This is a genomic window from Nocardia sp. NPDC005825, assembly GCF_040630175.1.
GTDB lineage: Bacteria > Actinomycetota > Actinomycetes > Mycobacteriales > Mycobacteriaceae > Nocardia.
This window is the reverse complement of record NZ_JBEXXC010000003.1, coordinates 604,777-630,427: the sequence shown is the minus strand read 5'-3', so window position 1 is coordinate 630,427 and position 25,651 is coordinate 604,777. Positions and strand designations below refer to the sequence as shown.

Annotated in this window: 19 protein-coding genes; 12 read left to right on the top strand and 7 right to left on the bottom strand. The window is 69.7% G+C overall.

Annotated features, from left to right (window positions below; translation table 11 throughout):
* Positions 1–76: 76 nt before the first annotated feature.
* From mtrA to ABZ382_RS11700, 8 genes are all read left to right on the top strand, one after another.
* Positions 77–754 carry an MtrAB system response regulator MtrA gene (gene mtrA / locus ABZ382_RS11735; RefSeq protein WP_357087076.1) on the top strand — a complete coding sequence of 226 codons (678 nt, stop codon included), beginning with the start codon at positions 77–79 and terminating at the stop codon, positions 752–754.
* 44 nt (positions 755–798) lie between these two features.
* Positions 799–2,832, top strand: a complete 2,034-nt coding sequence (gene mtrB, locus ABZ382_RS11730; RefSeq protein ID WP_357087358.1) for an MtrAB system histidine kinase MtrB — start codon at positions 799–801, stop codon at positions 2,830–2,832.
* A complete protein-coding gene (lpqB, locus tag ABZ382_RS11725; RefSeq protein WP_357087074.1) occupies positions 2,829–4,628 on the top strand; it encodes an MtrAB system accessory lipoprotein LpqB in 1,800 nt (599 codons plus the stop codon). The genes mtrB and lpqB overlap by 4 nt, the downstream gene beginning before the upstream one ends.
* Before the next feature lie 15 nt (positions 4,629–4,643).
* The gene (locus ABZ382_RS11720; protein ID WP_357087072.1) at positions 4,644–5,288 is read left to right on the top strand and encodes a ComF family protein; all 645 of its coding nucleotides are present in this window, start codon (positions 4,644–4,646) and stop codon (positions 5,286–5,288) included.
* 233 nt (positions 5,289–5,521) lie between these two features.
* Positions 5,522–6,187, top strand: a complete 666-nt coding sequence (gene raiA, locus ABZ382_RS11715) for a ribosome-associated translation inhibitor RaiA (protein WP_357087356.1) — start codon at positions 5,522–5,524, stop codon at positions 6,185–6,187.
* 111 nt (positions 6,188–6,298) lie between these two features.
* Positions 6,299–7,591: an acetyl-CoA C-acyltransferase gene (locus ABZ382_RS11710; RefSeq protein ID WP_357087070.1), complete on the top strand. Its 1,293-nt coding sequence runs from the start codon at positions 6,299–6,301 to the stop codon at positions 7,589–7,591.
* A gap of 228 nt (positions 7,592–7,819) precedes the next feature.
* Positions 7,820–8,245 carry a hypothetical protein gene (locus ABZ382_RS11705; RefSeq protein WP_357087067.1) on the top strand — a complete coding sequence of 142 codons (426 nt, stop codon included), beginning with the start codon at positions 7,820–7,822 and terminating at the stop codon, positions 8,243–8,245.
* Positions 8,246–8,310: 65 nt separating this feature from the next.
* The gene (locus ABZ382_RS11700) at positions 8,311–8,679 is read left to right on the top strand and encodes a hypothetical protein (protein ID WP_357087064.1); all 369 of its coding nucleotides are present in this window, start codon (positions 8,311–8,313) and stop codon (positions 8,677–8,679) included.
* Positions 8,680–8,696: 17 nt separating this feature from the next.
* On the opposite strand, the gene bluB is transcribed toward ABZ382_RS11700, so the two are convergent.
* The 6 genes from bluB to ABZ382_RS11670 all read right to left on the bottom strand — a co-directional run bounded on the left by bluB (position 8,697) and on the right by ABZ382_RS11670 (position 15,790).
* On the bottom strand, positions 8,697–9,329 hold the full coding sequence (gene bluB / locus ABZ382_RS11695; protein ID WP_357087355.1) for a 5,6-dimethylbenzimidazole synthase: 633 nt from the start codon (positions 9,327–9,329) through the stop codon (positions 8,697–8,699).
* Between the two features lie 142 nt (positions 9,330–9,471).
* Positions 9,472–10,722, bottom strand: a complete 1,251-nt coding sequence (locus ABZ382_RS11690) for a fatty acid desaturase (RefSeq protein WP_357087062.1) — start codon at positions 10,720–10,722, stop codon at positions 9,472–9,474.
* Between the two features lie 94 nt (positions 10,723–10,816).
* Positions 10,817–12,292: a fatty acid desaturase gene (locus tag ABZ382_RS11685; RefSeq protein WP_357087060.1), complete on the bottom strand. Its 1,476-nt coding sequence runs from the start codon at positions 12,290–12,292 to the stop codon at positions 10,817–10,819.
* A 155-nt stretch (positions 12,293–12,447) separates the two neighbouring features.
* The gene (locus ABZ382_RS11680; RefSeq protein WP_357087058.1) at positions 12,448–13,611 is read right to left on the bottom strand and encodes a ferredoxin reductase; all 1,164 of its coding nucleotides are present in this window, start codon (positions 13,609–13,611) and stop codon (positions 12,448–12,450) included.
* A gap of 192 nt (positions 13,612–13,803) precedes the next feature.
* Complete coding sequence (locus ABZ382_RS11675; protein ID WP_357087353.1) at positions 13,804–14,316, bottom strand: hypothetical protein; 513 nt, start codon at positions 14,314–14,316, stop codon at positions 13,804–13,806.
* Between the two features lie 52 nt (positions 14,317–14,368).
* On the bottom strand, positions 14,369–15,790 hold the full coding sequence (locus ABZ382_RS11670; protein WP_357087056.1) for a wax ester/triacylglycerol synthase family O-acyltransferase: 1,422 nt from the start codon (positions 15,788–15,790) through the stop codon (positions 14,369–14,371).
* Between the two features lie 459 nt (positions 15,791–16,249).
* On the opposite strand from ABZ382_RS11670, the gene secA reads away from it, so the two are divergent.
* The 3 genes from secA (at position 16,250) to ABZ382_RS11655 (ending at position 22,311) form a co-directional block, all read left to right on the top strand.
* Positions 16,250–19,075: a preprotein translocase subunit SecA gene (gene secA / locus ABZ382_RS11665; protein ID WP_357087054.1), complete on the top strand. Its 2,826-nt coding sequence runs from the start codon at positions 16,250–16,252 to the stop codon at positions 19,073–19,075.
* 171 nt (positions 19,076–19,246) lie between these two features.
* Entirely contained in the window at positions 19,247–19,486 is a 240-nt protein-coding gene (locus ABZ382_RS11660) for a hypothetical protein (protein ID WP_357087052.1), read from the top strand.
* 203 nt (positions 19,487–19,689) lie between these two features.
* Complete coding sequence (locus tag ABZ382_RS11655; protein WP_357087049.1) at positions 19,690–22,311, top strand: LuxR C-terminal-related transcriptional regulator; 2,622 nt, start codon at positions 19,690–19,692, stop codon at positions 22,309–22,311.
* 36 nt (positions 22,312–22,347) lie between these two features.
* Here ABZ382_RS11655 and ABZ382_RS11650 read toward each other — a convergent pair whose 3' ends face one another.
* On the bottom strand, positions 22,348–22,665 hold the full coding sequence (locus tag ABZ382_RS11650) for a hypothetical protein (RefSeq protein WP_357087046.1): 318 nt from the start codon (positions 22,663–22,665) through the stop codon (positions 22,348–22,350).
* Between the two features lie 328 nt (positions 22,666–22,993).
* Here ABZ382_RS11650 and ABZ382_RS11645 point away from each other — a divergent pair, with 328 nt between their 5' ends.
* The gene (locus ABZ382_RS11645) at positions 22,994–25,648 is read left to right on the top strand and encodes an AAA family ATPase (protein WP_357087043.1); all 2,655 of its coding nucleotides are present in this window, start codon (positions 22,994–22,996) and stop codon (positions 25,646–25,648) included.
* Positions 25,649–25,651 lie beyond the last annotated feature (3 nt).

Here is a 25,651-nt window from a genome sequence, read left to right as displayed (position 1 = left end):
TTGGATGTCCGCCGACAGGTCACGAGTGTTGGCGTGGCGGCCGAATCAGAGCCGGAGAGGTGACAAACTAGACGTTATGAAGCCGAAGATTCTGGTCGTCGACGACGATATGGCTCTCGCGGAGATGCTCACGATCGTCTTGCGCGGTGAGGGTTTCGACCCCCACGTCGTCGGAGACGGCACGCAGGCGCTGACCGCGGTCCGGGAGTTGCGCCCGGACCTCGTGTTGCTGGACCTCATGCTGCCCGGCATGAACGGCATCGACGTATGCCGGGTGTTGCGAGCCGACTCGGGTGTGCCCATCGTGATGCTGACGGCGAAGACCGACACGGTCGACGTCGTCCTGGGTTTGGAAAGCGGCGCCGACGACTACATCGTCAAGCCGTTCAAGCCGAAGGAACTCGTGGCCCGGGTGCGGGCGCGCTTGCGTCGCACCGAGGAGGAGCCGCAGGAACTGCTGTCGATCGCCGACATCGTCATCGATGTGCCCGCGCACAAGGTGACTCGCGGCGGCGCGCAGATCTCGCTGACTCCCCTGGAGTTCGATCTGCTGGTGGCGCTGGCCCGCAAGCCGCGTCAGGTGTTCACCCGTGAGGTGCTGTTGGAACAGGTCTGGGGATATCGGCACGCCGCCGACACCCGCCTGGTCATCGTGCACGTGCAGCGGTTGCGCGCCAAGGTCGAGAAGGACCCCGAGAACCCTGAGATCGTATTGACCGTTCGAGGTGTGGGCTACAAGGCCGGACCGCCGTGATCGATGGCTCCAGAAACCGCGTGCAGCGGTGGCTGGCGGTAGTGATGGCCTGGTTCCGCAATCTGGGCGAGCAACTGGGCCATGTGTGGCGGCGTTCGCTGCAGTTGCGAGTCGTCGTGTCCACCCTCACCCTGTCGCTGATCGTCATCACGATTCTGGGCGTCGTGCTCACGAGTCAGATCACCGACCGGCTGTTGGACGCGAAGATCAACGCGGCCGTCGAGGAAATGGGTCGCGCCCGCAACACCGTTCAGAATCAACTGACCGGTGTGCACGACTCGGGCACCCAGCAGAGTCGACTCGACGATGCCCGCCGCGCGCTGTTCTCCAGCGCCGGCGGGACCCAGACCGGCGGCGCCGCAGGCAGTTACGAGGCCGCCCTGGCGATGACGGGAGACAGCGGACAGGAGCTGACCTCCGGCTCGATCCAGGAGATCCCCACCGAACTGCGGCAATTCGTCAAGCAGCGGCAGGTCTCCTACCAGTTCTCCACGGTCTCCAGCCCGGACGGGTACAAGGGTTCGGCGCTGATCATCGGCAGTCCGTCGGCCGATATCGACTCGCTGGAGATCTATCTGATCTTCCCGCTCACCAATGAGCAACGCAGCCTGTCGCTCATGCGCGGCACCATGCTCATCGGCGGCATCGTGCTGCTGGTCCTGCTGGCCGCCATCACCGCGCTGGTGACCCGGCAGGTGGTGCTGCCCATCCGATCCGCGGCCCGCATCGCGAGCCGATTCGCGGACGGGCGCCTCAAGGAGCGCATGCTGGTGCGCGGTGAGGACGACATGGCCAGGCTGGCCATGTCGTTCAACGAGATGGCCGAGAGTCTGTCCAACCAGATCACCCAACTCGAGGAGTTCGGAAATCTGCAGCGCCGCTTCACCTCCGACGTCAGCCACGAACTGCGCACGCCGTTGACCACGGTGCGCATGGCGGCCGACCTCATCCACGGATCCAGCGACGACCTGGACCCGGCGCTGGCGCGCTCCGCCGAACTGCTGGTCAACGAACTCGACCGGTTCGAGGGCCTGCTCAACGACCTGCTCGAGATCAGCCGCCACGACGCGGGTGTGGCCGAGCTGCAGGTGGAATCGCTGGACGTGCGCATGTGCGCGCGGGCCGCGGTCTCCACCGTGCGGCACCTGGCCCGCGAATCCGGCGTGGAACTCGTGGTCGACATGCCCGAGGAACCCCTTGTCGCCGAGGTGGATCCGCGTCGCGTCGAGCGGGTGCTGCGCAACCTGCTCGCCAATGCCATCGACCACAGCGAGGGCAAACCGGTCCTCATGCGCATGCGCGGCGACGTGGACGCCAATGCCGTCGCCATCGTGGTGCGCGACCAGGGCGTGGGCCTGCGCCCGGGCGAGGAGAAGCTGGTGTTCAACCGCTTCTGGCGCTCGGACCCCTCCCGCATGCGCCGCTCCGGCGGCACCGGCCTGGGCCTGTCCATCAGCGTCGAGGACGCCAACCTGCACGAGGGCAAGCTCGAGGCGTGGGGCGAGATCGGCGTGGGCGCCAGCTTCCGGCTCACCCTGCCGCTGGTCCGCGGCCGCAAACTGGGCACCAGCCCACTCACGCTGGAGCCGCCCAAGATTCGCGGCGCGGTCTCACCCGAACAACTGGCCCTGGACATCGCGGGCTCCGACGCCCCGGCGGGCTCGGACACCGCGTCCGGCGACGCCGCCGCGGGCCCCGATGCGGTCCCGGGGGGCCTGCTCGGCCTGGCCGCGCTCGAATCCGTGCCCACCGCAATCGAACCGGGCGCGGCCGGCCCCGAGGCCGACACGGCGGAATCCGCCGCCACGGAAACCGGCGACGGCGAATCGGGATTCGACGCCATCGCCCCGGAATTCCCGGCCGCCACCGAGATCCACGACACGACCGCCGACCACGGCGACGTGACCGCCGCCGACCTGGCCGACGCCGCCGACCTGGCCGTCCGCGAGGGCTTCGAGCCCGAGCCCCCCGATAACGGCGCCGCCGGAACACCTCCCGGCGCCGCCGATGGAACCGGTTCCGGGCGGGACGATTCCGGGGGCTCCATATCGGCCGAGCCGGGTGACGGCCGATCATGAGGCGGCCGGCGAGGGCTCTGTTCCGGGCCCTGGCGGCCCTCGGCTGCCTGATCGTGGTGAGCTCCTGTGCGAGCCTGCCGGATTCGTCGGCGCCGCAGGCGCTGGGCAGCCTGGACCACCAGCCCACCAGCACCGCGCTCAACCCGCCGGTGGCCGGGCGTGAGCCCGAACAGCTGCTGCTGGACTACCTGCAGGCCACCGCGGACCCGGCGAACCGGCATCAGCTGGCGCGCCAATTCCTCTCGCCCGCGGCCAATGTGCAGTGGGACGACGGGGCCGGGATCACCATCGTGGACTCCCAGCCGAACACCTTGCGCGAGTCCCGCACGGGTGATTCGGCCACCTATGTGATCCGGGCGCGCAAGATCGGCGAGCTGGCCGCGGACGGCTCCTACCGGGCCGCCGACGGCACGCTGGAGACCAAGATCGATATGGAGAAGATCGACGGCGAGTGGCGGATCAAGGATCTGCCCTCGGGCGTCATCGTCGAGCAGGCCGCGTTCGCCAAGTTCTACCACCGGTATTCGCTGTTCTTCCCGAATATGGCCGGGGCCGGGATGGTGCCGGACCTGCGCTGGATCTCCGCCCGCAAGGACCAGGTGGCGCAGCGGCTGCTCAGCATGCTCAGCGAGGGACCGCAGTCGGGGCTGGCCCCGGCCGTGCACAACCCGATGGGCGCGCCCGTGTCGCAGCGCGGCCCGGTCACCAAGGCCAATGGCGATCCCGACAGCGTCGGGGTCGGGGGCGGCGGGGTGGCCGTCGACTTCTCCGGCGCGGCCGCGCTCGACCCGGCCAACCGGGACCTGCTCGCCACCCAGGTGGTGCTCACCCTGTCCGGGGCCGACGTGCTGGGTCCGTACCTGATCAACGCCGACGGCAAACCACTGGTCGAGAAGTACTCGGCGGGCTGGCAGCGCGCCGATGTGGAGGCCCGCAGTCCGGATGTGATCGCCCGCAATCGGACCGGTCTGCACGCTGTCCGTGACGGTTCGCTGGTGGCGGTCAACGGCAGCGGCATCACGCCCGCCCCCGGCTTCTTCGGCAGCACCCACGCGCTGCAGTCGGTGGGGCTCTCACCGGACGGGACGCTGGTCGCCGCGGTGGCCCGCTCCGGCCGTCCGGACCCCGAACCCGAGCGCACCCTGATCGTCGGAACCTATGACGGGCAGGGCTTTCCGGTCGCCGCCGGCGGCACCTTCACCCGGCCCACCTGGCCCGCCGACGGCAGTTCGGCCTGGTCGGTGGTGGACGGGGACCGGGTGATCCGGGCCGTGCACGACCGCGGCACCGGCAATGTGTCGGTGCAGGACGTCGACATCGCCGACCTGATGGCGGCGGCGATCAACTCGACCTCGCCGCGCACCCCCATCACCGAACTGCGCATCTCCCCGTCCGGGGCCCGGGCGGCGATCATCGCCAACGGCAAGGTGTACGTGGCGGTGGTGGTCCCGAAGCCGAACGGGAAGTTCGCGCTGTCCTCGCCGCTGCCGCTGGCCATCGGACTGTCCACGCCCGCGGTGTCCCTCGACTGGCTCACCGACGAACGGGTCATCGTGGCCCGCGACGGCACGGTCGACCCGGTGGCCGGGGTGCTGGTGGACGGTTCCGAGTACCGGGCCCAGTCCTCCCAGAACCTCACCCCGCCGGTGCGGGTGGTGAGCGCCGCCCCGGATCAGGAGTACGTGGCCGACTCGCGCGCGGTGCTGGAACTGACCCGCAATCCCGAAGGGCGCGAGGACTACTGGCGCGAAGTTCCGGGTCTGGGGGCCAACGCGGTTCCGGTGCTGCCCGGCTAGGCGCACACTGGGGGCATGGGGGAACTGCTGGATCTGATCCTGCCGCGCGCCTGCGGCGGGTGCGGGCGAGCCGGTATCTGGTGGTGCGCGGACTGCGCCGCCGCGCTGTCCGGCCCGCCCATCCGGATCCGCCCGCGCGCCGATCCCGGGGTGCCGTGCTGGGCGCTGGCCGCGTACGCGGGTCCGCCGCGACGGGCGGTGCTGGGCGTCAAGGAGCAGGGCCGGCGGGAGCTGGCGCGGCCGCTGGGAACCGGATTGGCCAGGGGGCTGGATCATTTGCGGGACGCGTCCCGGCCTCTGGCGCTGGTGCCCGCGCCCAGTCGGGCGGCCGCGGCCCGGCGGCGCGGCGGGGATCCGGTGGTGCGTGCCGCGAGCGTCGCGGCGGGTTGGCTACCGGGTTGCCGCCTGGTACGCGTGTTGCGCATGGGTCCCGGTGTGCGGGATTCGGTCGGCCTCGGGCACCGCGATCGCCAGCACAATCTGCGCGGGCGGATCATGGTAGCCACCACCCGGCCCCCGAGCGCGCTGTTTCCGGCAAATGCCGAGGTAGTGGTGATCGATGACGTGTTGACCACCGGTGTCACGGTGACCGAATCGGTCCGCGCGCTCACCGCCGCGCGGATCGCCGTGTGTGCCGTGCTGGTTACCTGCGCTGCTTGATTCTTCGAAATTTGCGTGAACACTGGCGGACAGGTCGCTGGCGCACTAGGTTGGCGATCAGACACCCGAACCGCAAGTTTGGAGGTGGCGCCTCGGACATATGTGCCGATGCGAGTTCCATCGGTCGGCACACGTTTCAATCCCGCCGCACGAGCGGCTTGTGCGGCCAGATCCGGGAGGTACGCGTGACGACTTCTTCACGACTCTCAGCGAAGAATGCAAGCACTACGGTGCTGCTCGATGACGAGCTCATCGACGAATCAGCCAGTCGGGCCACCACGGCGGACGTCGTGGTCAAGGGCAGGACCCTGGGGGAGGGCGGAGTGCCCGACCATTTCCGAATTCATGTGGCGGACAAGCTGTCTCGGCTCGAGCGCTTCGACCCCACCATTTACCTCTTCGACGTGGAGCTCACCCACGAACGTAACCGTCGTCAACGCAAGAACTGCCAGCGGATAGAGATCACCGCCCGGGGCAAGGGCCCGATCGTGCGGTCCGAGGCCTGCGCGGACAGCTTCTACGCCGCCCTCGAGGGCGCGGTCGAGAAGCTCGAGAGCCGATTGCGCCGGCTCAAGGATCGCCGTCGCGTGCATCACGGGGACAAGACGCCGATCTCGGTCGCGGAGGCGACCGCGGGTCTGGTCGACGAATCGCTGTTCTCCGACAACGGATCCGAGGCTCACGACCATTCGGCTGCGATGGAAGGCGAATCCGCCGGTCCCGGCCATGTCGTGCGCACCAAGCAGCACCCCGCGATACCCATGACGGTCGATGACGCCCTCTACCAGATGGAGCTCGTCGGCCACGATTTCTTCCTGTTCCAGGACAAGGAGACCGACCGACCGTCGGTCGTCTACCGCCGTCACGCCTTCGACTACGGGCTCATCAGGCTCGCGTAGTCGCGGTCATCAGGGACATCCACTTTTCGACCGGGGTCATGGGACAGGCCCCGGTCGCCTGTTGTCCGGGCAAGTCTTGCTGTTACGGCGCGTATCAGTTAAAACTGTGCCATGGCTACCAAGGGCGCTCGCCGTGCTGTCATCGTCGCCGGGGCGCGGACCCCGTTCGTGCGGGCATTCACCGACTTCACACGCATGGACTCCATCGACCTGGCCAGCATCGCCGTGCGCGGGCTGCTGGAACGCACCGGACTGCCCCGGGGTGACGTCCAGGGCATCGTGTGGGGCGGCGTGGTGCTGCCCAGCGCCGCGCCGAACATCGCCCGCGAGATCGCGCTCGACCTCGAACTCGACCCGGGCTGCGAGGGCTACACGGTGACCCGCGCCTGCGCGTCGGGCCTGCAGGCTGTGGTGTCCGCCGCCGCCGCCATCGAGCGCGGCGAACACGACATCATGATCGCCGGCGGCAGCGACTCCACCAGCAATGCCGAGGTCAAGCTGCCGCAGAAGCTGGTGCACGCCGCCGCGCCGCTGGCGCTGGGCAAGCCCAAGGCCAAGGACTACCTCACCGCCGCAACGCAATTGGCCCCGTTCTACGACCTCATGCCGCGCCGACCGCAGATCGCCGAGCGCACCACCGGCGAGGTCATGGGCGAATCCGCCGAGAAGATGGCCCGCATCCACGGCGTCTCCCGCGGCGCGCAGGACCACTTCGCCGCCACCTCGCACCACCGGGCCGCGGCCGCCATCGAATCCGGCCGCTTCGACCGCGAGGTGCTCTCCGTCAGCACCCCCGACGGCGCCGCCGTCACCCGCGACGGCCTGGTGCGCCGCGACACCAGCCTGGCCAAACTCGCCAAACTGGCGCCGGTTTTCGCCGAGAACGGCACCGTCACCGCGGGCAACTCCAGCCCCCTCACCGACGGCGCGTCCGCGGTGCTGCTGATGAGCGAGGAGAAGGCCCGCGCCCTCGGCTTCACGCCGCTGGCCGCCTTCCGCTCCTGGAGCTTCGTCAGCGTCGACCCGCGCGATCAGGTCCTCATCGGCCCCGCCATCTCCATGCCGCGCGCCCTCGATCAGGCCGGAATGTCGCTGGGCGACATCGATTTCGTCGACATCCACGAGGCCTTCGCCGCCCAGACGCTGTCCGTGGTCTCCGCCCTGGCCAGCGACGAATGGGCCAAGACCCGCCTCGACCGGGACACCGCCGTCGGCGAGATCGACCCGGCCACGCTCAATGTGCACGGCGGTTCGGTCTCCCTGGGTCACCCGTTCGGCGCCACCGGCGCGCGCATGGTCACCACCATGGCCAATGAACTCGCCCTCACCGGCAAGTCCACCGCCCTGCTGGGCATCTGCGCCGCGGGCGGCATCGGAGCCTCGGCGGTGCTGGAAGCCGTCTAGCTGACACGTTTCTGTGTCACCGGTGTGAATGCTGGTAGGCCGGTGCCCCGGCGTGGGCTACGCGACCGCGTCGCAGCACCGACATTCGGCACTGATGCGCCTTCGTGCAGGTGAGACCCCGATCCGCCAGGGCGGACCGGGGTCTCCGGCGAGCGGATCGAAAATCGTTGGTGGAGACGCGGCGTCGAATGGGTATCCCTGGGGAAACGAGCTGGGCGGAGGCGGATCATGAACGGCAGGACGATGATCGGCTCCGCGGCGGTCCTGCTCGCGGCGGGGATCGCCGGGGCGGGAAACGCTGCGGCGCTGCCACTTCCGGCGACCGGGTCCGAGGGTGGGCAGCCGGTCTCCGATCTGAAGCTGCGGCTGCACGACGCCGGACGACATGTCGGGGAACGGTATTCCGTCTACGGACTGGTGTACTCGGACGCGGCGGTGTGGACGCTCGGGTTCGTGCACGGCGAGCCGACCAGGTACTACACGATCGACGGGGCGCGCGTGGAGCTCACCGGACCGGTCCGGGATTCGGTCAAACAGGGTGACGAGTTCACCGGGACCATCACCATCAACGGCAAGAACGACTCGGGGGATCCCGTGGTCACCTTGGACGACGTGTCCGTCATCGGGCACCGCGCCACCGACGCGCTGCGCTGAGCCGGGACCCGCCGCGCCCCTCGGAATGATTGCAGCGTGAAACACATCCGGTACACAATCGAGGTGTGGGATTCCGGGAGTGGAAGCAGACGGTATCCAACGGCGACAGTGACCGCGCCATCGCCGCGCGGATGGGCACCAACCAGATGCGGGTGTCCCGGCACCTGAGCAGCGACTCGCCGGTCGCGGAAACGGTCATCGCGTTCAGCCGCACCTACGGTGTGAGTCCGATCGAGGGTTTGATCGCGGCCGGCTTCCTCACCCGCGACGACGTCCTGCGCGCCTCCCTGGTGGAGGCGCTGCGCGAGGCGACCGGCGCGGAACTGGCCGCCGAGGTGACCCGGCGCCTGACCGATCCCGAACCGGACGCCGCCGAGGAGCAGTCCACAACCACAGGACGCGAACGGCTCGGGCGCGAATTGCTGGAGGAATAAGGCCGGGGTTTCGCGTATCAGTCGTCCGAGCGGGGTGTGAACCGCTCCCAGTGGATGGCCGATTCGAGCGGGCGGCGATTGCGCCAGCCGAACCGTTCCAGGTCCGGGACCTGCTGGAACTCGTGCACCGGGCCGACGCAGAGCCAGGCCACCGGCTTCACGCCGGGCGGCAGGTCGAGCAGGTCGGTCAGGAACGGCTCGTCGTAGAAGCTCACCCAGCCCACGCCCACGCCTTCGGCGGTGGCGGCCAGCCACAGGTTCTGGATGGCCAGGATGGTGGAGTAGATGCCGGTCTCGGGCACCGTGGCCCGGCCGAGCACGTGGGTGCCGCCGCGGGCCTGATTGTGGGTCACCACGATCCCGGTGCCGCTCTCGACGATGCCCTCGATCTTGATCGGATTGAAGGTCTCGGCGCGGTCGGCGGGCAGCGAGTCGTTGAACTCCTGCCGCTTCTCGGCCACGTGGTCGGCGAACTTGCCGAGCGTGCCCGGATCCCGCAGCACCACGAAGTCCCACGGCATGGAATTGCCGACGCTGGGCGCGCGATGGGCCGCCTCGAGGATCCGCAGCAGCGTGCCGTCGTCGACCACCTCGCCGGTGAATTCGGCGCGGACGTCACGACGCAACTTGATGGCGTCGTAGACGCTCAGACATTCGAGGGGGCTGATCGGGCCTTCGGAACACACGTGGTCCAGTGAACCAGGCCGGATCCGCGCCGAACCTGGCAGCCCTCCCCAGCGAAAACGCCTCCCGCCGGGAGTCCGGCGGGAGGCGTTTTGCGGTCGTGGGGGACTAGCCCGCCATGGCGGGCTCACGGCGGGCCAGCTTGCGACGGCCCTCCTTGAGCGCGGTGCGCAGGCCCCGGCGGCGGCCGGTCATCGGGTCCACGGTGGTCGCGCCGCCGAACATCTTCTCCGACTTGGTTTCCGGAGCGTCGTCGGTGGAGCGGCGCAGGTACTTGTTGGGCAGCGACAGCTTCATGATGGTGCGCCACGACTTGGCGTACTGCACCGGCAGCGACCCGGTGGTGTACGGCAGGTCGTACTTCTCGCACAGCGCCCGCACCCGCACCGCGATGTCCTTCAGGTGGTTGGACGGGATGTTCGGGTACAGGTGGTGCTCGATCTGGTGCGACAGGTTGCCGGTCATGAAGTGCATGACCGGGCCGCCGGAGATGTTGGCCGAGCCCAGCATCTGGCGCAGGTACCACTCGCCCTGGGTCTCGTTGTCGCAGTCGAACTTGGTGAACTTCTCGGCGCCGTCGGGGAAGTGGCCGCAGAAGATGACCGCGTTGGTCCACACATTGCGGACCACATTGGCGGCCAGGTTCGCGGTCAGCGTGCCCAGGAAGGACGGGCCGGTGAGCAGCGGGAAGATCAGGTAGTCCTTGGCGGCCTGCTTGCCGATCTTCTTCAGAACGGTTTTGCGGTCCTCCTCGAACTGGACACGCTCGGGCGAATCCGGGGCCCACTTCTTCTTGGCGACCTTGCCCAGCTCCAGGTGCTGGATGGCGACGCCGTACTCGAAGAACATCTGCAGCAGCAGGTTGTAGACCGGCTGGCCGAGGTAGAACGGCGTCCAGCGCTGGTCGCGGGTGACGCGCAGCAGGCCGTAGCCGATGTCGTCGTCCATGCCCAGCACGTTGGTGTACTTGTGGTGCAGGAAGTTGTGGGTGATCTTCCAGTGCTCGGAGGGACCGGCGTTGTCCCATTCCCACTTGGTGGAGTGGATTTCCGGATCATTCATCCAGTCCCACTGCCCGTGCATCACATTGTGGCCGATCTCCATGTTCTCGATGATCTTGGCGGTGCCCAGCAGGGCGACGCCGGCCAGCCACGCGGGCGGGAACAGACTAGCGAAAAGCACTGCGCGGCCACTGATTTCGAGGCCGCGCTGGAGACGGATCACATTGCGGATGTAACGGGCATCCTTCTCGCCCAGGGATGACTCGACCTCGCGGCGGATCGCGTCCAGCTCCGCCCCGATCGCTTCGACATCCTCCGGGGTGAGGTGCGCGTATTCCTTGACATCCGAGATCGCCATGCTGGTTACAGTACCGTAGGTTACGGTCCCGTAGGTTACGGCGATCGAATCTCTAACGTGTCGTATACCGCATTGTTTTCGAGATCGTCGTCTGCTAGCGATTGCGGCGGAGTTTACGCGAGAACCAACCCTCGCGCTGAGCTTTCTCGGTCAGCAAAGCCTTTTCCGCCAAAGCCTTTTCGCGCAAAGCCTCCTTGGCCTCGCGCAGCACCTGCTTCTCGTGCGCGGCCTTCTCCTTGAGCGCCACCTTCGCCTCCTGCAGCGCCGACCGCAGCCCGCGCCGCTCACCCGTCTCCGGGTCCAGGCCCCAGGTCGGCTGATGCTCGGCCAGCCACTCCGACGCATTGTGCACGGCCAGCCACTCGCCGGACTTGTTGTGCTCGGCCAGCCACTCGGAGCCGTTCCAGGCCGGCAGCGAGATGCCCGCGAACTTGCGCTCCGAGGAGGTCTCCGGCGCGTCGTCGGCCGTCCGCTTCAGCCACTGATCCGGCAGCGCCAGCTTGTGAATCGTGCGGAACGCCAACAGGTACTGCTTGCCCAGCGAGCCCGTGGTGTACGGCAGGTCGTACTTGTCGCACAGCTCGCGCACCTTCACCGACACCTGCGCGTAGCGGTTGCTCGGCAGGTCCGGGAACAGGTGGTGCTCGATCTGGTAGCTCAGGTTGCCGCTCATGAACGCCATGGCCGGGCCCGCGTCGAAGTTCGCGCTGCCCAGCATCTGCCGCAGGTACCACTCGCCCTGCGTCTCGTTCTCGAACTGCTCCTCGGTGAACTTCTCCGCGCCGTCGGGGAAGTGGCCGCAGAAGATGACCGCGTAGGCCCACAGATTGCGGACCAGGTTCGCGGTCGCGTTCGCCTTCAGCGTCGACTTCCACGCCGGACCGGTCAGCGCCGGATAGATCACGAAGTCCTTGGCGACCTGCTTACCGGCCTTGCGCCAGAACGCCTTGTTCGGCTCGGTCAGGATGTGGCGCGGCGGGAAGAGCTGCGACGGGGGCACACCCATCTGCTCCTTGGTGGCAGCCAGATCGTGCAGCGCGATACCCCACTCGAACAGCGCGGCCAGCACCAGATTCGCGACCGGCTGCACCAGGTTGATCGGCTTCCACTCCTCGTCGCGCGTCATGCGCAGGATGCCGAAGCCCAGATCGTCATCCATGTCGAGGATGTTGGTGTACATGTGGTGCGAGTAGTTGTGCGCGGCCTTCCACTGCGCCGACGTCCCCGTCATGTCCCACTCCCACGTGGTGGAGTGGATCTCCGGGTCGTTCATCCAATCCCATTGCCCGTGGCTGACGTTGTGCCCGAGCTCCATGTTCTCGATGATCTTCGCGACCGACAGCAGGGCGGTGCCGGTCAGCCACGCCCAGCGCTTCCGGGAAGCGAACAGGGTCGCCCGCCCGGCCGCCTCGAGGATCCGCTGCGCGGCGATGGTCCGCTTGATGTAGCGGGCGTCCCGCTCACCCAGCGAGTGCTCGACATCGCGCTTGACGGTGTCGAGCTCCTGGCCCAGGGTCTCGATATCGGCCGCCGTCAAATGGGCGAACGCCTTGATGTCGGTGATGGCCACCGGCAGGTCCTTCCGTGGTTGATCTGCCTCGCACCGCTGCGCGGATGGGCGGCCCCGACAGGGGCCGGTCAGGCTCGATTGCTATCGAGGGTAGCCGTTCTCGGGCCGGTCCGTCTCATACGGTTCGGTGTGGGTCGGACCCCGGGCACTGTGCGTCAGACCTCGAGGGTGCAGTCGCCCGCGGCGGCGGAGATGCAGGTCTGGATCTTGTCCCCGGCACGGTGTTCCTTGCCGTTGCGCAGGTCCCGCACATGACCCTCGGTCACGGTCACCACACAGGTCTGGCAGATGCCCATGCGGCAGCCGAACGGCATCTGCACGCCCGCGTCCTCACCGGCCTGCAGCAGGGTGGTCGCACCGTCCACCTCGACGGCCCGGCCGGTCTTGGCGAAGGTGACGGTGCCGCCCTCGGCGGTGGCGCTGCGCTCGATCTCGAACCGCTCCACATGCAGCTTGTTCGCGATACCGGCGGCGGCCCAATGCTTCTCGATCTCGTCCAGCATGGGCAGCGGGCCGCAGGCCCAGGTCTCGCGCTCACGCCAGTCCGGGCACACGGTGTCCAGATCGGCGAGCGCGAACTTGCCGTTCTCACCGGTGAGGTGCAGGTGGCCGGTGAAACCCGGACGGCGCTCGTGCAATTCGCGCAGCTCGTCGCCGAACATCACGTCGTCGGGGGTGCGGGCGGAGTGCACGTGCAGCACGTCCGGTACCGCGTCGCGGCGATCCATGGTGCGCAGCATGGCCATCACGGGGGTGATGCCCGAGCCCGCGGTCAGGAACAGCACTTTGCGCGGCGCCGGATCCGGCAGCACGAAACCGCCCTGCGGCGCGGCCAGGCGCACGATGGTGCCCGCCGGGACACCGGAGACGATGTGGGTGGACAGGAAGCCCTCCGGCATCGCCTTCACCGCGATGGAGATCAGGCGGCGGCCCTTGTGGGCGCCGTCGCCGGTCCAATCCGGCGGGCTGGTCAGCGAATACGAGCGCCAGTGCCAGCGGCCCTCCACCAGCACGCCGATGCCGATGTACTGGCCGGGGGAGAACTTGAAGTCGAAGCCCCAGCCCGGCTTGATCACCAGGGTGGCCGAGTCGGAGGTCTCCTTGCGGACCTCCACGATGCGGCCGCGCAGCTCGCGCGCCGACCACAGCGGGTTCACCAGGTGCAGGTAGTCGTCGGGCAGCAGGGGAGTGGTGATCCGTGCCGCCGCGCCGCGCAAGGCGTCGAGCGGAGTCCGCCCGGCGTTGCCGCCTTCGGCCACCGGGGCCTCCAGCCATTCGCGCAGTCCCCGCACGGAGAATCCGCCACTCTTCGATGCCATATCCCAGAAGCTTTCTGTCGTCGTGCACGCTGGTCAGCGCCTCGTCGCGCGCATGTCGCCCGTGTGACGAGCGACCGTCACAGCAAGGTTACGGCATCGTAGGTTACGGGGGGTTACCCAGCTCTGGAAGCTCCCGTGACTCCTGTGCGAGCCGCGGGTGTCCGGGCCTCGGAGCGGGTCGAGCGGGAAGGCTCAGAGCAGGTCGAGCAGGAAGGGGAGTTCCTGGGCGGCGTACCAGGCCAGCTGGTGGTCCTCGGCGTCGCCGAGGACGAATTCGGCGTCGGCGTCGCCCATGTCGGCGGCGTCGATGACCTCGACGGCCTTGGCGACCTCGGACTCGGCCTCGGCCAGGTCCACGTGGATGGACGCGATGCGGTCGTAGGGGATGGCGGCGGAGAGCCGGACCACGGCGTCGTCGAGGTCGGGGCGCAGGGTCGCGCCGGTGACGTCGGCGGCGATGACCGCGCGGCGGAAGATCGGGCCGCGGGGCGCGGCCTCGTCGCCCGCGTCCTCGCCGCCCAGGTCCGCGGCGGCCTGTTCCTCGGCGAGCAGTCGCAGCGAGGCGCGCGCGGCCTCGGCCATGGCGACCTCGGCGAGTTCCTCGTCGTCGCCGGAGGCGTAGGCCTCGCGCAGTGCGGGGGTCACCGCGAAGGCGGTGTCGTTGAGGGCGCGGATCTCCCGGTCCTGCACCAGCTCCCGCAGCATCGGCACCGTGGCCGGGACGTAGACCCGTAGCTTCTTCGGCACGGCGGACGACTCACTGGACGCAGGCACCGAGCATCTCCTCCATCGACTCGTGCACCGAAGCGGTCAGTACCGCGATATCGGCCATGGCGTCGCGATCGGCCGTGAGTCCGTAGAACACCCGCCCGTCGTAGGACGTGAGCCCGATACTCAGAGCCTGAAAGCGCAGCAACGGCGACACCGGGTACATCTCCAGCATCCGCGCGCCGCCGATGTACATGGCCTGCTGCGGACCCGGCGCGTTGGTGATCACCAGATTGAACGTGTGTTCTGCAAAAGTACTCGCCGACCGCACGCTCATGGCATGCAGGCTCGCCGGAGCGAATCCGGCCATGTGCACCAGCGTCCGCGCCCGCACCCCGCGCTGATGCCGGGAGTGCGCCTCGGTGGCGTGCTTGATGTGCTCGATGCGGATCACCGGATTCGGTTCGCCCACGGGCAGATCCAGCAGCAGCGAGGTGACCTCGCCCGCGGGTTTCAGTTCGCCGTGCGGGCCGTCGGCGTACACCGACATGGGGACCACCGCGCGCAGCGCGTCGGCCTCGGTCAGCACCTGCCCGCGCGAGAGCAGCCAATTGCGCAGCGCGCCGGTCACCACCGCGAGGATCACGTCGTTGATGGAGCAGTCGAACCGCTTGCGGATCTTGCGGTAGTCCTCGAGATCGGTGCGCACCACCTCGAAGCGGCGATTGCGGGAGGTGCGGGTGTTCAGGGGGCTGTCGGGCGCGCCGATGGCCGCGGTTCGGACCATGGACACCAGCTTCTGCACGGCCTTGCCGGTGGCGTCGACCATGGCGAACGCCTCGGCCATGTGGTGCCGCGCCACCTCCAAACCCTCGCGCGGCTGGGTGGCGAGGTGCCCGACCGCGCCGAGCAGCAGTTCCAGTTCGGCGGGCTCGCGGTGGGCGACCCAGGCGTCGTCCGCGACGTCGCGGGGCGCGGTGGAGGTGTCCAGGATCACATGCCCGATCTCGAGCGCGCTGTCGCCGTCCACCAGGGACGAGTGGGTCTTGGTGAAGATCGCGCAGCGGCCCTCGGACAGGCCTTCGACCAGGTACATCTCCCACAGCGGGCGGCTCGGGTCGAGCGGGCGCGAGGCCAGCCGGGCCACCAGGTCCAGCAGCTGTTCGTCGGTGCCCGGCTCGGGCAGCGCGGAACGCCGCACGTGGTAGGTGATGTCGAAGTGGCTGTCGTCCACCCAGATCGGGCGGCCCAGCGCGAACGGGATCTCCCGCACCTTGCGCCGGTACAACGGCACCAGCGGCAGCCGCGACTCGACCAGCGACACCAGCCGGTCGTAATCCAGCGGCCCGGGCCCGGATCCACCGGTGGGCGCGGGATTGCGCAGGATCGCCAGAGAGCCGATGTGCATGGGGTTGCTGCTGGATTCCAGCCGGTAGAACGACGCGTCCTGCGGCGTCAGTCTGGTGATCACGCTGCCCGCTACTCCCTTATCCCTGCCCGCGCCTCGCAGTTTTCCCCCTGCCGAGGCACCGGCTTTCATGCGGACGAACCGCCTGGAGGCAAGCTATCGCAATCCGGTCACCTGGGGGAATGTATGGGCCGCACTGCCCGAGATCACGCACCGTCGTCGGTGCCGTCGTTCCGGGTGCGCGGACGCGGACCGCCGCACGCCGGACCCCCTACATGGTACGTCAGGGGTGTCGAATCAGCCTCGGCCGCAAGCCCATTCGCTGGGCGTTCGCCGGGGCCGGGAGCTGCGGTGCGGGCGTCGCGCTTTCACAGCTTCTCCTCAGCGCCCGGGCAGTCCCGTGCGCAGTTCAGCACCTACGATGGGGGCCGGATTACCATGGCTTGTGAATGCGCGCCCGCGCGCAGGCCTCCCGCCATGGTGGGGGCTACCGACAACACCGACCAGAGGACTACAAGACCCGTGCCTGCGCTGAGTTTTTCAAGGTTGCTACGGATTGGTGAAGGTCGCACGGTCAAGCGGCTGGCAAGCCTGGCGGACGAGGTCATCGCCCTCGACGAGGAGTACACGGCGCTCTCCGACGCCGAACTCCAGGCCAAGACCGCGGAGTTCAAACAGCGCTTCGCCGAGGGCGAGACCCTCGACGAACTGCTGCTGGAGGCCTTCGCGACCGCGCGGGAAGCGTCCTGGCGAGTGCTCAACCAGAAGCATTACAAGGTGCAGATCATGGGCGGTTCCGCCCTGCACATCGGCAATGTGGCGGAGATGAAGACCGGTGAGGGCAAGACCCTGACCTGTGTGCTGCCCGCCTACCTCAACGCCATCTCCGGTGAGGGCGTGCACGTCGTCACCGTCAACGACTACCTGGCCAAGCGCGACTCCGAGTGGATGGGCCGCGTGCACCGCTTCCTCGGTCTCGAGGTCGGCGTGATCCTGGGCGGCATGACCCCGGCCGAGCGCCGCGAGGCCTACGCCGCGGACATCACCTACGGCACGAACAACGAGTTCGGCTTCGACTACCTGCGCGACAACATGACCCACACGCTGGACGATCTGGTCCAGCGCGGGCACAACTTCGCCATCGTCGACGAGGTCGACTCCATCCTCATCGACGAGGCCCGCACCCCGCTGATCATCTCGGGCCCGGCCGACGCCTCCTCGAAGTGGTACGCGGAGTTCGCGCGCATCGCCCCGCTGCTGAAGAAGGACCTGCACTACGAGGTCGACATCAAGAAGCGCACCATCGGTGTGCACGAGGCGGGCGTCGAGTTCGTCGAGGACCAGCTGGGCATCGACAACCTCTACGAGGCCGCGAACTCGCCGCTGGTGAGCTACCTGAACAACGCCATCAAGGCCAAGGAGCTCTACACCAAGGACAAGGACTACATCGTCCGCGACGGCGAGGTCATCATCGTCGACGAGTTCACCGGCCGAATCCTGGTGGGCCGCCGCTACAACGAGGGCATGCACCAGGCCATCGAGGCCAAGGAAGGCGTGGAGATCCAGCCGGAGAACCAGACGCTGGCCACCATCACGCTGCAGAACTACTTCCGCCTGTACGACAAGCTGTCGGGTATGACCGGTACCGCCGAGACCGAGGCGGCCGAGCTGCACCAGACCTACGGCCTGGGCGTGGTGCCGATCCCGACCAACAAGCCGATGGTCCGTCAGGATCAGTCCGACCTGATCTACAAGACCGAAGAGGCCAAGTTCGCCGCGGTCGCCGACGACATCCAGGAGAAGCACGAGCTGGGCCAGCCGGTCCTGGTCGGCACCACCTCGGTCGAGCGCTCGGAGTACCTGTCCAAGCTGCTCACCAAGCGCGGCATCGCGCACAGCGTGCTGAACGCCAAGTTCCACGAGCAGGAAGCGCAGATCGTCGCCGAGGCCGGGCGCCCGGGCGCGGTCACCGTCGCCACCAATATGGCCGGTCGTGGCACCGACATCGTGCTGGGCGGCAACCCGGACATCATCGCCGACATCCTGCTGCGCCGGCAGGGCCTGGACCCGGTCGAGACCCCCGACCAGTACGAGGCCCAGTGGCACGCCACCCTGGACCGGGTCAAGCAGCAGGTCGACTCGGACGCCGAGGCGGTGCGCGAGGCGGGCGGCCTGTACGTGCTGGGCACCGAGCGCCACGAGTCGCGGCGTATCGACAACCAGCTGCGCGGTCGTTCCGGCCGGCAGGGCGACCCGGGCGAGTCCCGCTTCTACCTGTCGCTGGGCGACGAGCTGATGCGGCGCTTCAACGGCGCGGCGCTGGAGTCGATCATGACCCGGCTGAACCTGCCCGACGACGTGCCGATCGAGGCCAAGATGGTCTCGCGGGCCATCAAGTCGGCGCAGACCCAGGTCGAGCAGCAGAACTTCGAGATCCGCAAGAACGTCCTCAAGTACGACGAGGTCATGAACCAGCAGCGCAAGGTGATCTACGCCGAGCGCGCCCGCATCCTCGAGGGTGAGGACATGGAGGGCCAGGTGCAGGAGATGATCACCGACGTGATCACCGCCTACGTCAACGGCGCCACCGCGGAGGGCTACGTCGAGGACTGGGATCTGGACAAGCTGTGGGGCGCGCTCAAGACGCTGTACCCCGGCGGCATCGACTACCGTGAGCTCACCGGTGAGATCGAGAACGGCGAGCCCGGCGACCTGTCCCGCGAGGAACTGCTGGACGCGCTGCTCGACGACGCGCACACCGCTTACGACAACCGTGAAGCCGAGATCGACGGCCTCGCGGGCGAGGGCAGCATGCGCAACCTGGAACGCCAGGTGCTGCTGAGCGTGCTGGACCGCAAGTGGCGCGAGCACCTCTACGAGATGGACTATCTCAAGGAGGGCATCGGCCTGCGCGCCATGGCGCAGCGCGACCCGCTGGTCGAGTACCAGCGCGAGGGCTTCGACATGTTCGCGGCCATGCTCGAGGGCCTCAAGGAGGAGTCGGTCGGCTTCCTGTTCAACCTCCAGGTCGAGGTGCAGCAGCCGCAGCCGGTGGGTGTGAACGTGGCCGCGGGCCTGCAGTCGCCGGTCGGCAACCGCCCGCTGCCTACCCAGGAGGACGCGGCGCACGCGGGCAACGGCGCTCCGGCGGCGTTGCGCGCCAAGGGAATCGACGAGTCCGGCCCGCGCGGGCTGTCCTACAGCGGCCCGGACGAGGGCGGCCACGCCGCCGTGCGCAGCGACAGCGACGAGTACGGCGCCGAGGACGCGCAGGGCGGCACCCGCCGCGAGCGTCGCGAGGCGGCCCGGGCGCAGTCCAAGGCGGATCGGACCAAGCGCCGCCACTGAGTTCGCGACCCTGTCGAAACGTGCCGCGCCCCGGGTGTTCTCACCCGGGGCGCGGTGTTTTCCGCAGTGCGCCAAGAGTTTTCGCGCGGTCATGAAACGGTCATGATCGGTGCGCTGGAATTGCTTCCGAATCGATCGCCGGGTGGCGATCGAAAAGGAAGGAATCGCACAATGTTCAAGACTTTCGCACTCGCCGCCGCGACCGTCGGTATCCTCGGGGCGGGCGTCGCGACGGCGCACGCGGAGACCCTGACGGTGGACGGCAGCTACGCCTCGCTCGACGGCTGCGCCGCGGACGGCAACAATGGCCAGTTCCAGGCCGGTGGCGTGCAGCTGCGCGGTGAGGACGGCTGGCAGTGGAGCTGCGATCAGGGCGCCGACGGCCTCTGGTACATGACCATCTTCCGCTGATCGGCGAGCCGCCCGGCGAATCCCATTCGGGTGCTTTTCGCTTCAACGGTGACAATAAGGGGCATTTCTATCGCGCGAACTCGGTTGCGTGTTAATTGAATTGCTCCTATTGATCTTGTGATCTGCGTCATTCGGGACAATTTGTGCCAGTTGCTTGCGAAGGGCTTGGTTGCACGCTATTAGCTAGACTAAATTTCCCGAATGTGTGGGAGGATCTGAAGCTCTACGGGAGGGAACGAGAACGCATCCATGTGGATCGCGTTCTCGCGGCGGCACGTTCGGGCCGCGGTGCGGCGCTGGTTCTGTCGGGGGATCCAGCGATCGGCAAGACCGCGCTACTACGCGCCGCGCTCGACCAGGCCGCGGACTTCCGGGTGCTGCGTTGCCAAGGCATCCGCGCCGAATCCGGCCTGGACCACGCGGCCCTGCACGAGCTGCTGCTGCCGGTCGCCGACCGGCTGCCGCTGCTGCCGCCCGCCCAGGCCCGCGCCCTGGGCGTGGTGCTCGGTCTCGACGCCGGTCCCGCCGACCCGTTCCTGGTCGGGGCCGCGCTGGTCCGGCTGCTCACCGAACTCGCCGCCGAGCAGCCGCTGCTGCTGATCGTGGACGAGGCCCGACTGGTCGACCCGGAATCGGCGCGGGCCATCGTCTTCGCCATCCGCCGCCTCACCGCCGCCCCCGTCGCACTGCTGGTGGCCTTGCGTGACGACCCCGCCGACACCCTGTGGCGGGACCTGCCCGCGCTGCGGGTCACCGGCCTGGCCGACGCCGAGGCCCGCCGCCTGCTCGCCGACCGGTACGGCCCGCTGGGCGCGCTGCGCCTGGGTCGCATTCTCTCCGTGGCCGACGGCAACCCCCTCGCGCTGCTCGAATTGCCCGGTGTGGTCGGCGATCTCGCGGGCACCGCCCCCGAACCCATGGCTCTGGGCCCCGGCGTGCGCACCGCGTTCGGCGAACGCGTCGCCGCCCTGCCCGCCACCGTCCGGACCCTGCTGACCGTGGCCGCCACCGAGACCCGTGGCGTGCTGGGCATCGTCACCACCGCCGCGGCCGCCCTCGGCGTGGACTCCCAGGCCTGGGAGCACGTCGCGTCCGCCGGGCTGCTCACCATCAGCGACGGCCGCGTCGAACGCACCCACGCCCTGCTGTGCGCCGCCGTGCACGCGTCCGCGACCGTGGCCGAGACCCGGGCCGCCCAGCTGGCCGTCGCGAACGCGCTGACCGGGACCGGCGACCACGACCTGAGCGCCTGGCACCGCGCCCTCGCCGCGGGCCGCCCCGACGAGGACCTCGCCGCCGCGCTGACCGAACGGGCGACCGGCGCCGCCCACGGGCCGATGGCCGCGGCCGCCATGCTGCGCCAGGCCGCCGCCATCTCGCCGGACCCGGAGCGGGCCGGGGAACGGCTGGCCGCCGCGGCCCGATTCGCCTGGGCGGGCGGCGATATCGCCTCCGCGCACGGCCTGCTCGACCGCGCCGTCGCCCGCCTGGGCCCCGAACGGGCCGCGACCGCCGCCCGGGGTTTGGCCGGACTGCTGGAATTCGTTGCGGGAGAACCGGAACGGGCGAGCCGCCTGCTGCTGCGCGACGCCGAACTGGTGGACCCGGCGACCGCCGCCAACCTGCGGGTCGACGCCGAACGCGCGCGCTGGGTTGCCGGGCACGGCGTGCTCGATCTGGATCCCGCGGAAATGACCGTGCGGGAAGGCATCTCCCGCTTCCACACCATGATCCGGCCGCTGCCGCCCGCGCCGCTGGTGCTGCTGTGGGGACTCGCCGAGACCGCCCTGGAGCCGTACACCCAAGCGGCGGCCTCGCTGCGGGGCAGTGCCGCCCCCGCCGCGGTGTCGCTGCTGCCGCAGCTGGCCATCCTGCAATTCGCCAACGGCCGCTTCCCGGCCGCCGAACGCACCCTGGCCGAGGCGTTCGAGCTGGCCGAGGCCGGCGGAGTGGACAACGTGCTCGCCCAGTGCTGGGCGCTGCGCGCGAAAATCGCCGCCCTGCACGGTGATTCGGATGGGGTGCTGGCGGCCGCCGATCAGGTGCTGGCGCTGGCCCGGCCGCGGCGCGCGCACGCGGTCATCGCGTCGGCGCACTGGCACCTGGGCTTCCACGCCCTCAGCCTCGGCGATCCGGAGACCGCGTATCTGCGCCTGCGCACCCTGGCCCAGCCGGGCCACGACGCCCGGCATCCCACCTACGCGCGGCTGGCCGCCGTGGATCTGGTGGAGGCCGCGGTCCGGGTGGGCCGCCACGACGAGGCCGCCGGGTACTACGAGGAGATCCGGGACTGGGCGCTGCGCTCCCGCGCCGACTGGGCGGTCTCGGCCGCCTACACCTGCCGGGCGCTGCTGTGCACGGACGACCGCGCCGACAAGTACTTCCAGCGCGCGCTGGCCGTGCGGCGCACCCGCCACGATCTGAACCAGGTGCGCACCCGCCTGCTCTACGGCAAGTGGCTGCGCCGGGCCCGCCGCCGCGCGGACGCCGCCGAGCAATTGCGTTCGGCCGCCGAGGCGTTCGAGGGCATGGGTGCGGCCCAGTGGGTGCTGCGCGCCCGGCAGGAGCTCGAACTCACCGGTCGCCGGGCGGCGCCGGTCACCGCGCACGGCGAGACCTCGGTGCTGACCGCGCAGGAGCTGCGGGTGGCCCGGCTGGCCGCCCACGGGCTCACCAATCGGGAGATCGGGACCGAGCTGTTCCTCAGTCCCCGCACCGTCGGGCACCACCTGTCGCGGGTGTTCGGCAAGCTGGGGCTCAGCGGCCGGTCCGATCTGGTGGACGTCGACTTCGACAACGGCATGCGAATCGTGCGGCCGCGCTGACGGTTCCGGCTCGCGGTGGGTGCGGGTTTCGACCGGTCAGTCCAGGTTGACCGACTCGCCCCAGTAGCGCGGGTCCCAGTTGATCAGGATCATGCCGGCCACACTGCCCGCACAGCCGCCGCAGGCGTGCACCTGGATCACGCTGTCCACGTCGGTGTCTCCGGCCAGCACGGCGCGGGTGGACAGCCAGACCGCGCGCAGGTGCAATGCCGCGGGTCTGCCGCAGCGGACGCATTCGGGCAGCGCGTCGTCCGGGTCGTTGCGCCCGATCCGGACCTCCGGGGTGACGGGTGCTCCCGGGCCGAGGGCTGCGTCGAGGAGCGGCGAAAATTCCTTGCGCTCACGGTCTTCCACCTGCGCAGGCTAACTATTTCCTGCGGGGTCCGCACGCTGTGCGACCGAAACGTGTCCTGGGCCGGGCCCGGTGCGGGCCGGAATGTTTAACCGGCGCGCCGCCGGGAATGCAATGGAAAGCGTTTCGGAGCGATGCCCGAATTGGGGTTCTCTATTCGCGCCCGCATTTTAGTCTTCCCGATCGGGAAGAGAATCGGTCATCGTATCGGTCGGTCAATCGGTCGACTGCGAAATGTCCGGAATCGCTTATCCCGGCGGTGATCTCAGCCGCTGGGAAGATCGCGTTTACAGGTTTGTCGGTTGCTCGTAATGCGAGGTACCTTGCGACGTGCGCGAGATCCGGGTGCTCCAGGGGAGGGAACGAGAACAGAACGAACTGTCTCGGGTCCTGACCGAGGCGCGCGCCGGTCACGGCGGGGGAATGCTGCTCTGGGGAGAACCCGGGATCGGGAAAACCGCGCTACTGCGTGACGCCGAACAACGCGCCATCGAATTCAGAGTTCTGCACTGCCGCGGAAATTCCGCCGACAGCGGAGTGGATTTCGCGGCATTACGCGAACTGCTCGGTCCGCTCGCCGATCGCGTGCCCGCGCTGCCCGGTCCGCAGGCCCGCGCCCTGACCGCCGCCCTCGGCCGCGGACCCGGCCCGGCGGACCGGTTCCTGGTGGGGGCGGCCGTGGTCTCCCTGCTGGCAGCGGTGGCCGCGGATCAGCCGGTGCTGCTGGTCGTCGACGACGCGGAGTCGGTGGATCTCGCGACCGCCCGGGCCCTCGCGTTCGCGCTGCGCCGCCTCGGCGGGGTCCGGGTGGCCCTGCTGGTCGCCATGCGGGACAGCCCCGCCACCACGGTGTGGCAGTCACTGCGGGTGCTGCCGATCGCTCCGCTGCCCGACCCGGAGGCGCGGCGGCTGCTGGCGCGGCGGGCGGGCGGCGTCGGCGCGCCCCGGGCGAACCGCATGCTGCGGCTGGCCGGCGGAAACCCCTTGGCCCTGCGCGAATTCCCGATCGACACCGAGGACGGGGCCGGAATCGCATGGGGACCGGCGCCTTTCGGCCCCCGCCTGCGCGCCGCCTTCGCCGACCGGCTCGCCGCCTTGGACCCGGGGATCCGCCTGCTGCTGGTGGTGGCGGCCGCCGAGGACCGCGGCACCCTGAGCCCGATCGCGTCCGCCGCCACCGAACTCGGTGTCGCCCCGGCGGATTGGGAACGGGCCTTCGAGGCGGGCCTGCTGGTCGTCACCGACGGCCGCGTCGACATGCGGCACCGCCTGCTCGGCGGCGCGGCCTACGACGCCGCCCCGCCCGCCCAGCGCCGCGCCGTCCACCTCGCGCTGGCCGCCGCCCTCCCCGGCTCCGGCGCCGACGAACTCCGCGCCTGGCACCTGGCCGCCGGACTCGACACCCCCGACCCCGAACTGGCCCGCGCCCTCGCCGACGGCGCCCCCCGCGTCCTGCGCCACAACGGTCCGCTCGCCGCGGCCGCCGTCCTACGCCGCGCCGCCGCCATCACCGCGGATCCGGCCACCGCCGGTCTCCGCCTCGCGGCCGCGGCCCAATTCGCGTGGGAGGGGGGCGATATCGAATCCGCCCGCCGCCTGCTCACCCTCGCCGAATCCCGCACCACCCCGGCCGCCATCACCACCGCCGCCGCGGGCCTGCCCGGCCTGCTCGAACTCGTCGCCGGCGACCCCGCCCGCGCCCACACCCTGCTGCTCCGCGACGCCGACGCCATCGCCGCCAAGCCGCGGGCGGCGCGCGGGGCCGACCTGGTCGCGGGACTGCGGCTGCTGGCGGAGCGGACCGAGTGGGTGCTCGGGCAGGGTGTCGACCGGCCGATGGACGGGCAGCTCGAGGCGGTGGTGGCGGAGCCGTCGCCGATGCTCGCGGCGCAGCTGCTGCCGCCCGCGGCGCAGCTGCTGGAGTGGGGGCTGGCCGAGGCGGGGCTGGAACCGTATCTGGGGGTGGCGGCCGGACTTCGAGCCTCCGGCGATCGGGCGGCGGCGATCGGGGTGCTGCCGCAGCTGGCCACCATGCAGCTCGCGACCGGACGCTGGGAAGCCGGGGAGGCCACCCTCGAGGAGGCCTTCGACCTGGCGTCCGGTGCGGGCGCCGACAATATCCTGGCCCAGTGCTGGAACCTGCGGGCCCGGCTGGCCGCTCAGCGCGGCGACGCGGACCTGGTGACCGACAGCGTGGAGCGCGCGCTGGCGCTGTCCCGCCCGCACGCGGTGCCGCTGCTCACCGGCGGCGCCTACTGGCACCACGGCTTCCACGCGCTCACCGCCGGTGACGCCGAGGCCGCCTACCGGCGGCTGCGCGCACTGTCGGAGCCGGGCCACGAGGCCGCGCACCCCACGCTGGCCCGGCTGGCCACCCTCGATCTCGTCGAAGCGGCGTGCCGCGTGGGTCGTTTCGACGAGGCCGCCGCGCACTCGGAGCACATCGTGCTCTGGGCGCGGCGGTCCCGGGCCCGCTGGGCGCTGGCCGCCGCCTACGCCTGCCGCGCGCTGCTCGCGGAGGAGGACCGCGCCGAGCACTACTACCGGCGCGCCGTCGCGGTCGGCGATTCCCGGCACGGCAGTTTCGGACGCGCCCGCACCCAGCTGCTCTACGGCAAGTGGCTGCGCCGGGTCCGCCGCCGCCGCGACGCCGCCGAGCAATTGCGCCTCGCCGCGGACGGTTTCGAGCTGATCGGCGCGACCGCGTGGGCCGCGCGCACCCGCACCGAACTCGACCTCACCGGCACCGGGGCCAAACCCGCCGGAGCTTCGGACACACCGCTGACCGTGCAGGAGTCCCAGGTCGCCCGGCTCGCCGCCCAGGGCCTCACCAATCGGGAGATCGGCGCGGAGCTGTTCCTCAGCCCGCGCACCGTCGGCCACCACATGTCGCGGATTCTCGAGAAGCTCGGTCTCACCGGCCGTTCCGAGCTGCGCGGCATCGACTTCGACAACGGCATGCGGCTGACCCGTCCGCCGCTGTGACGC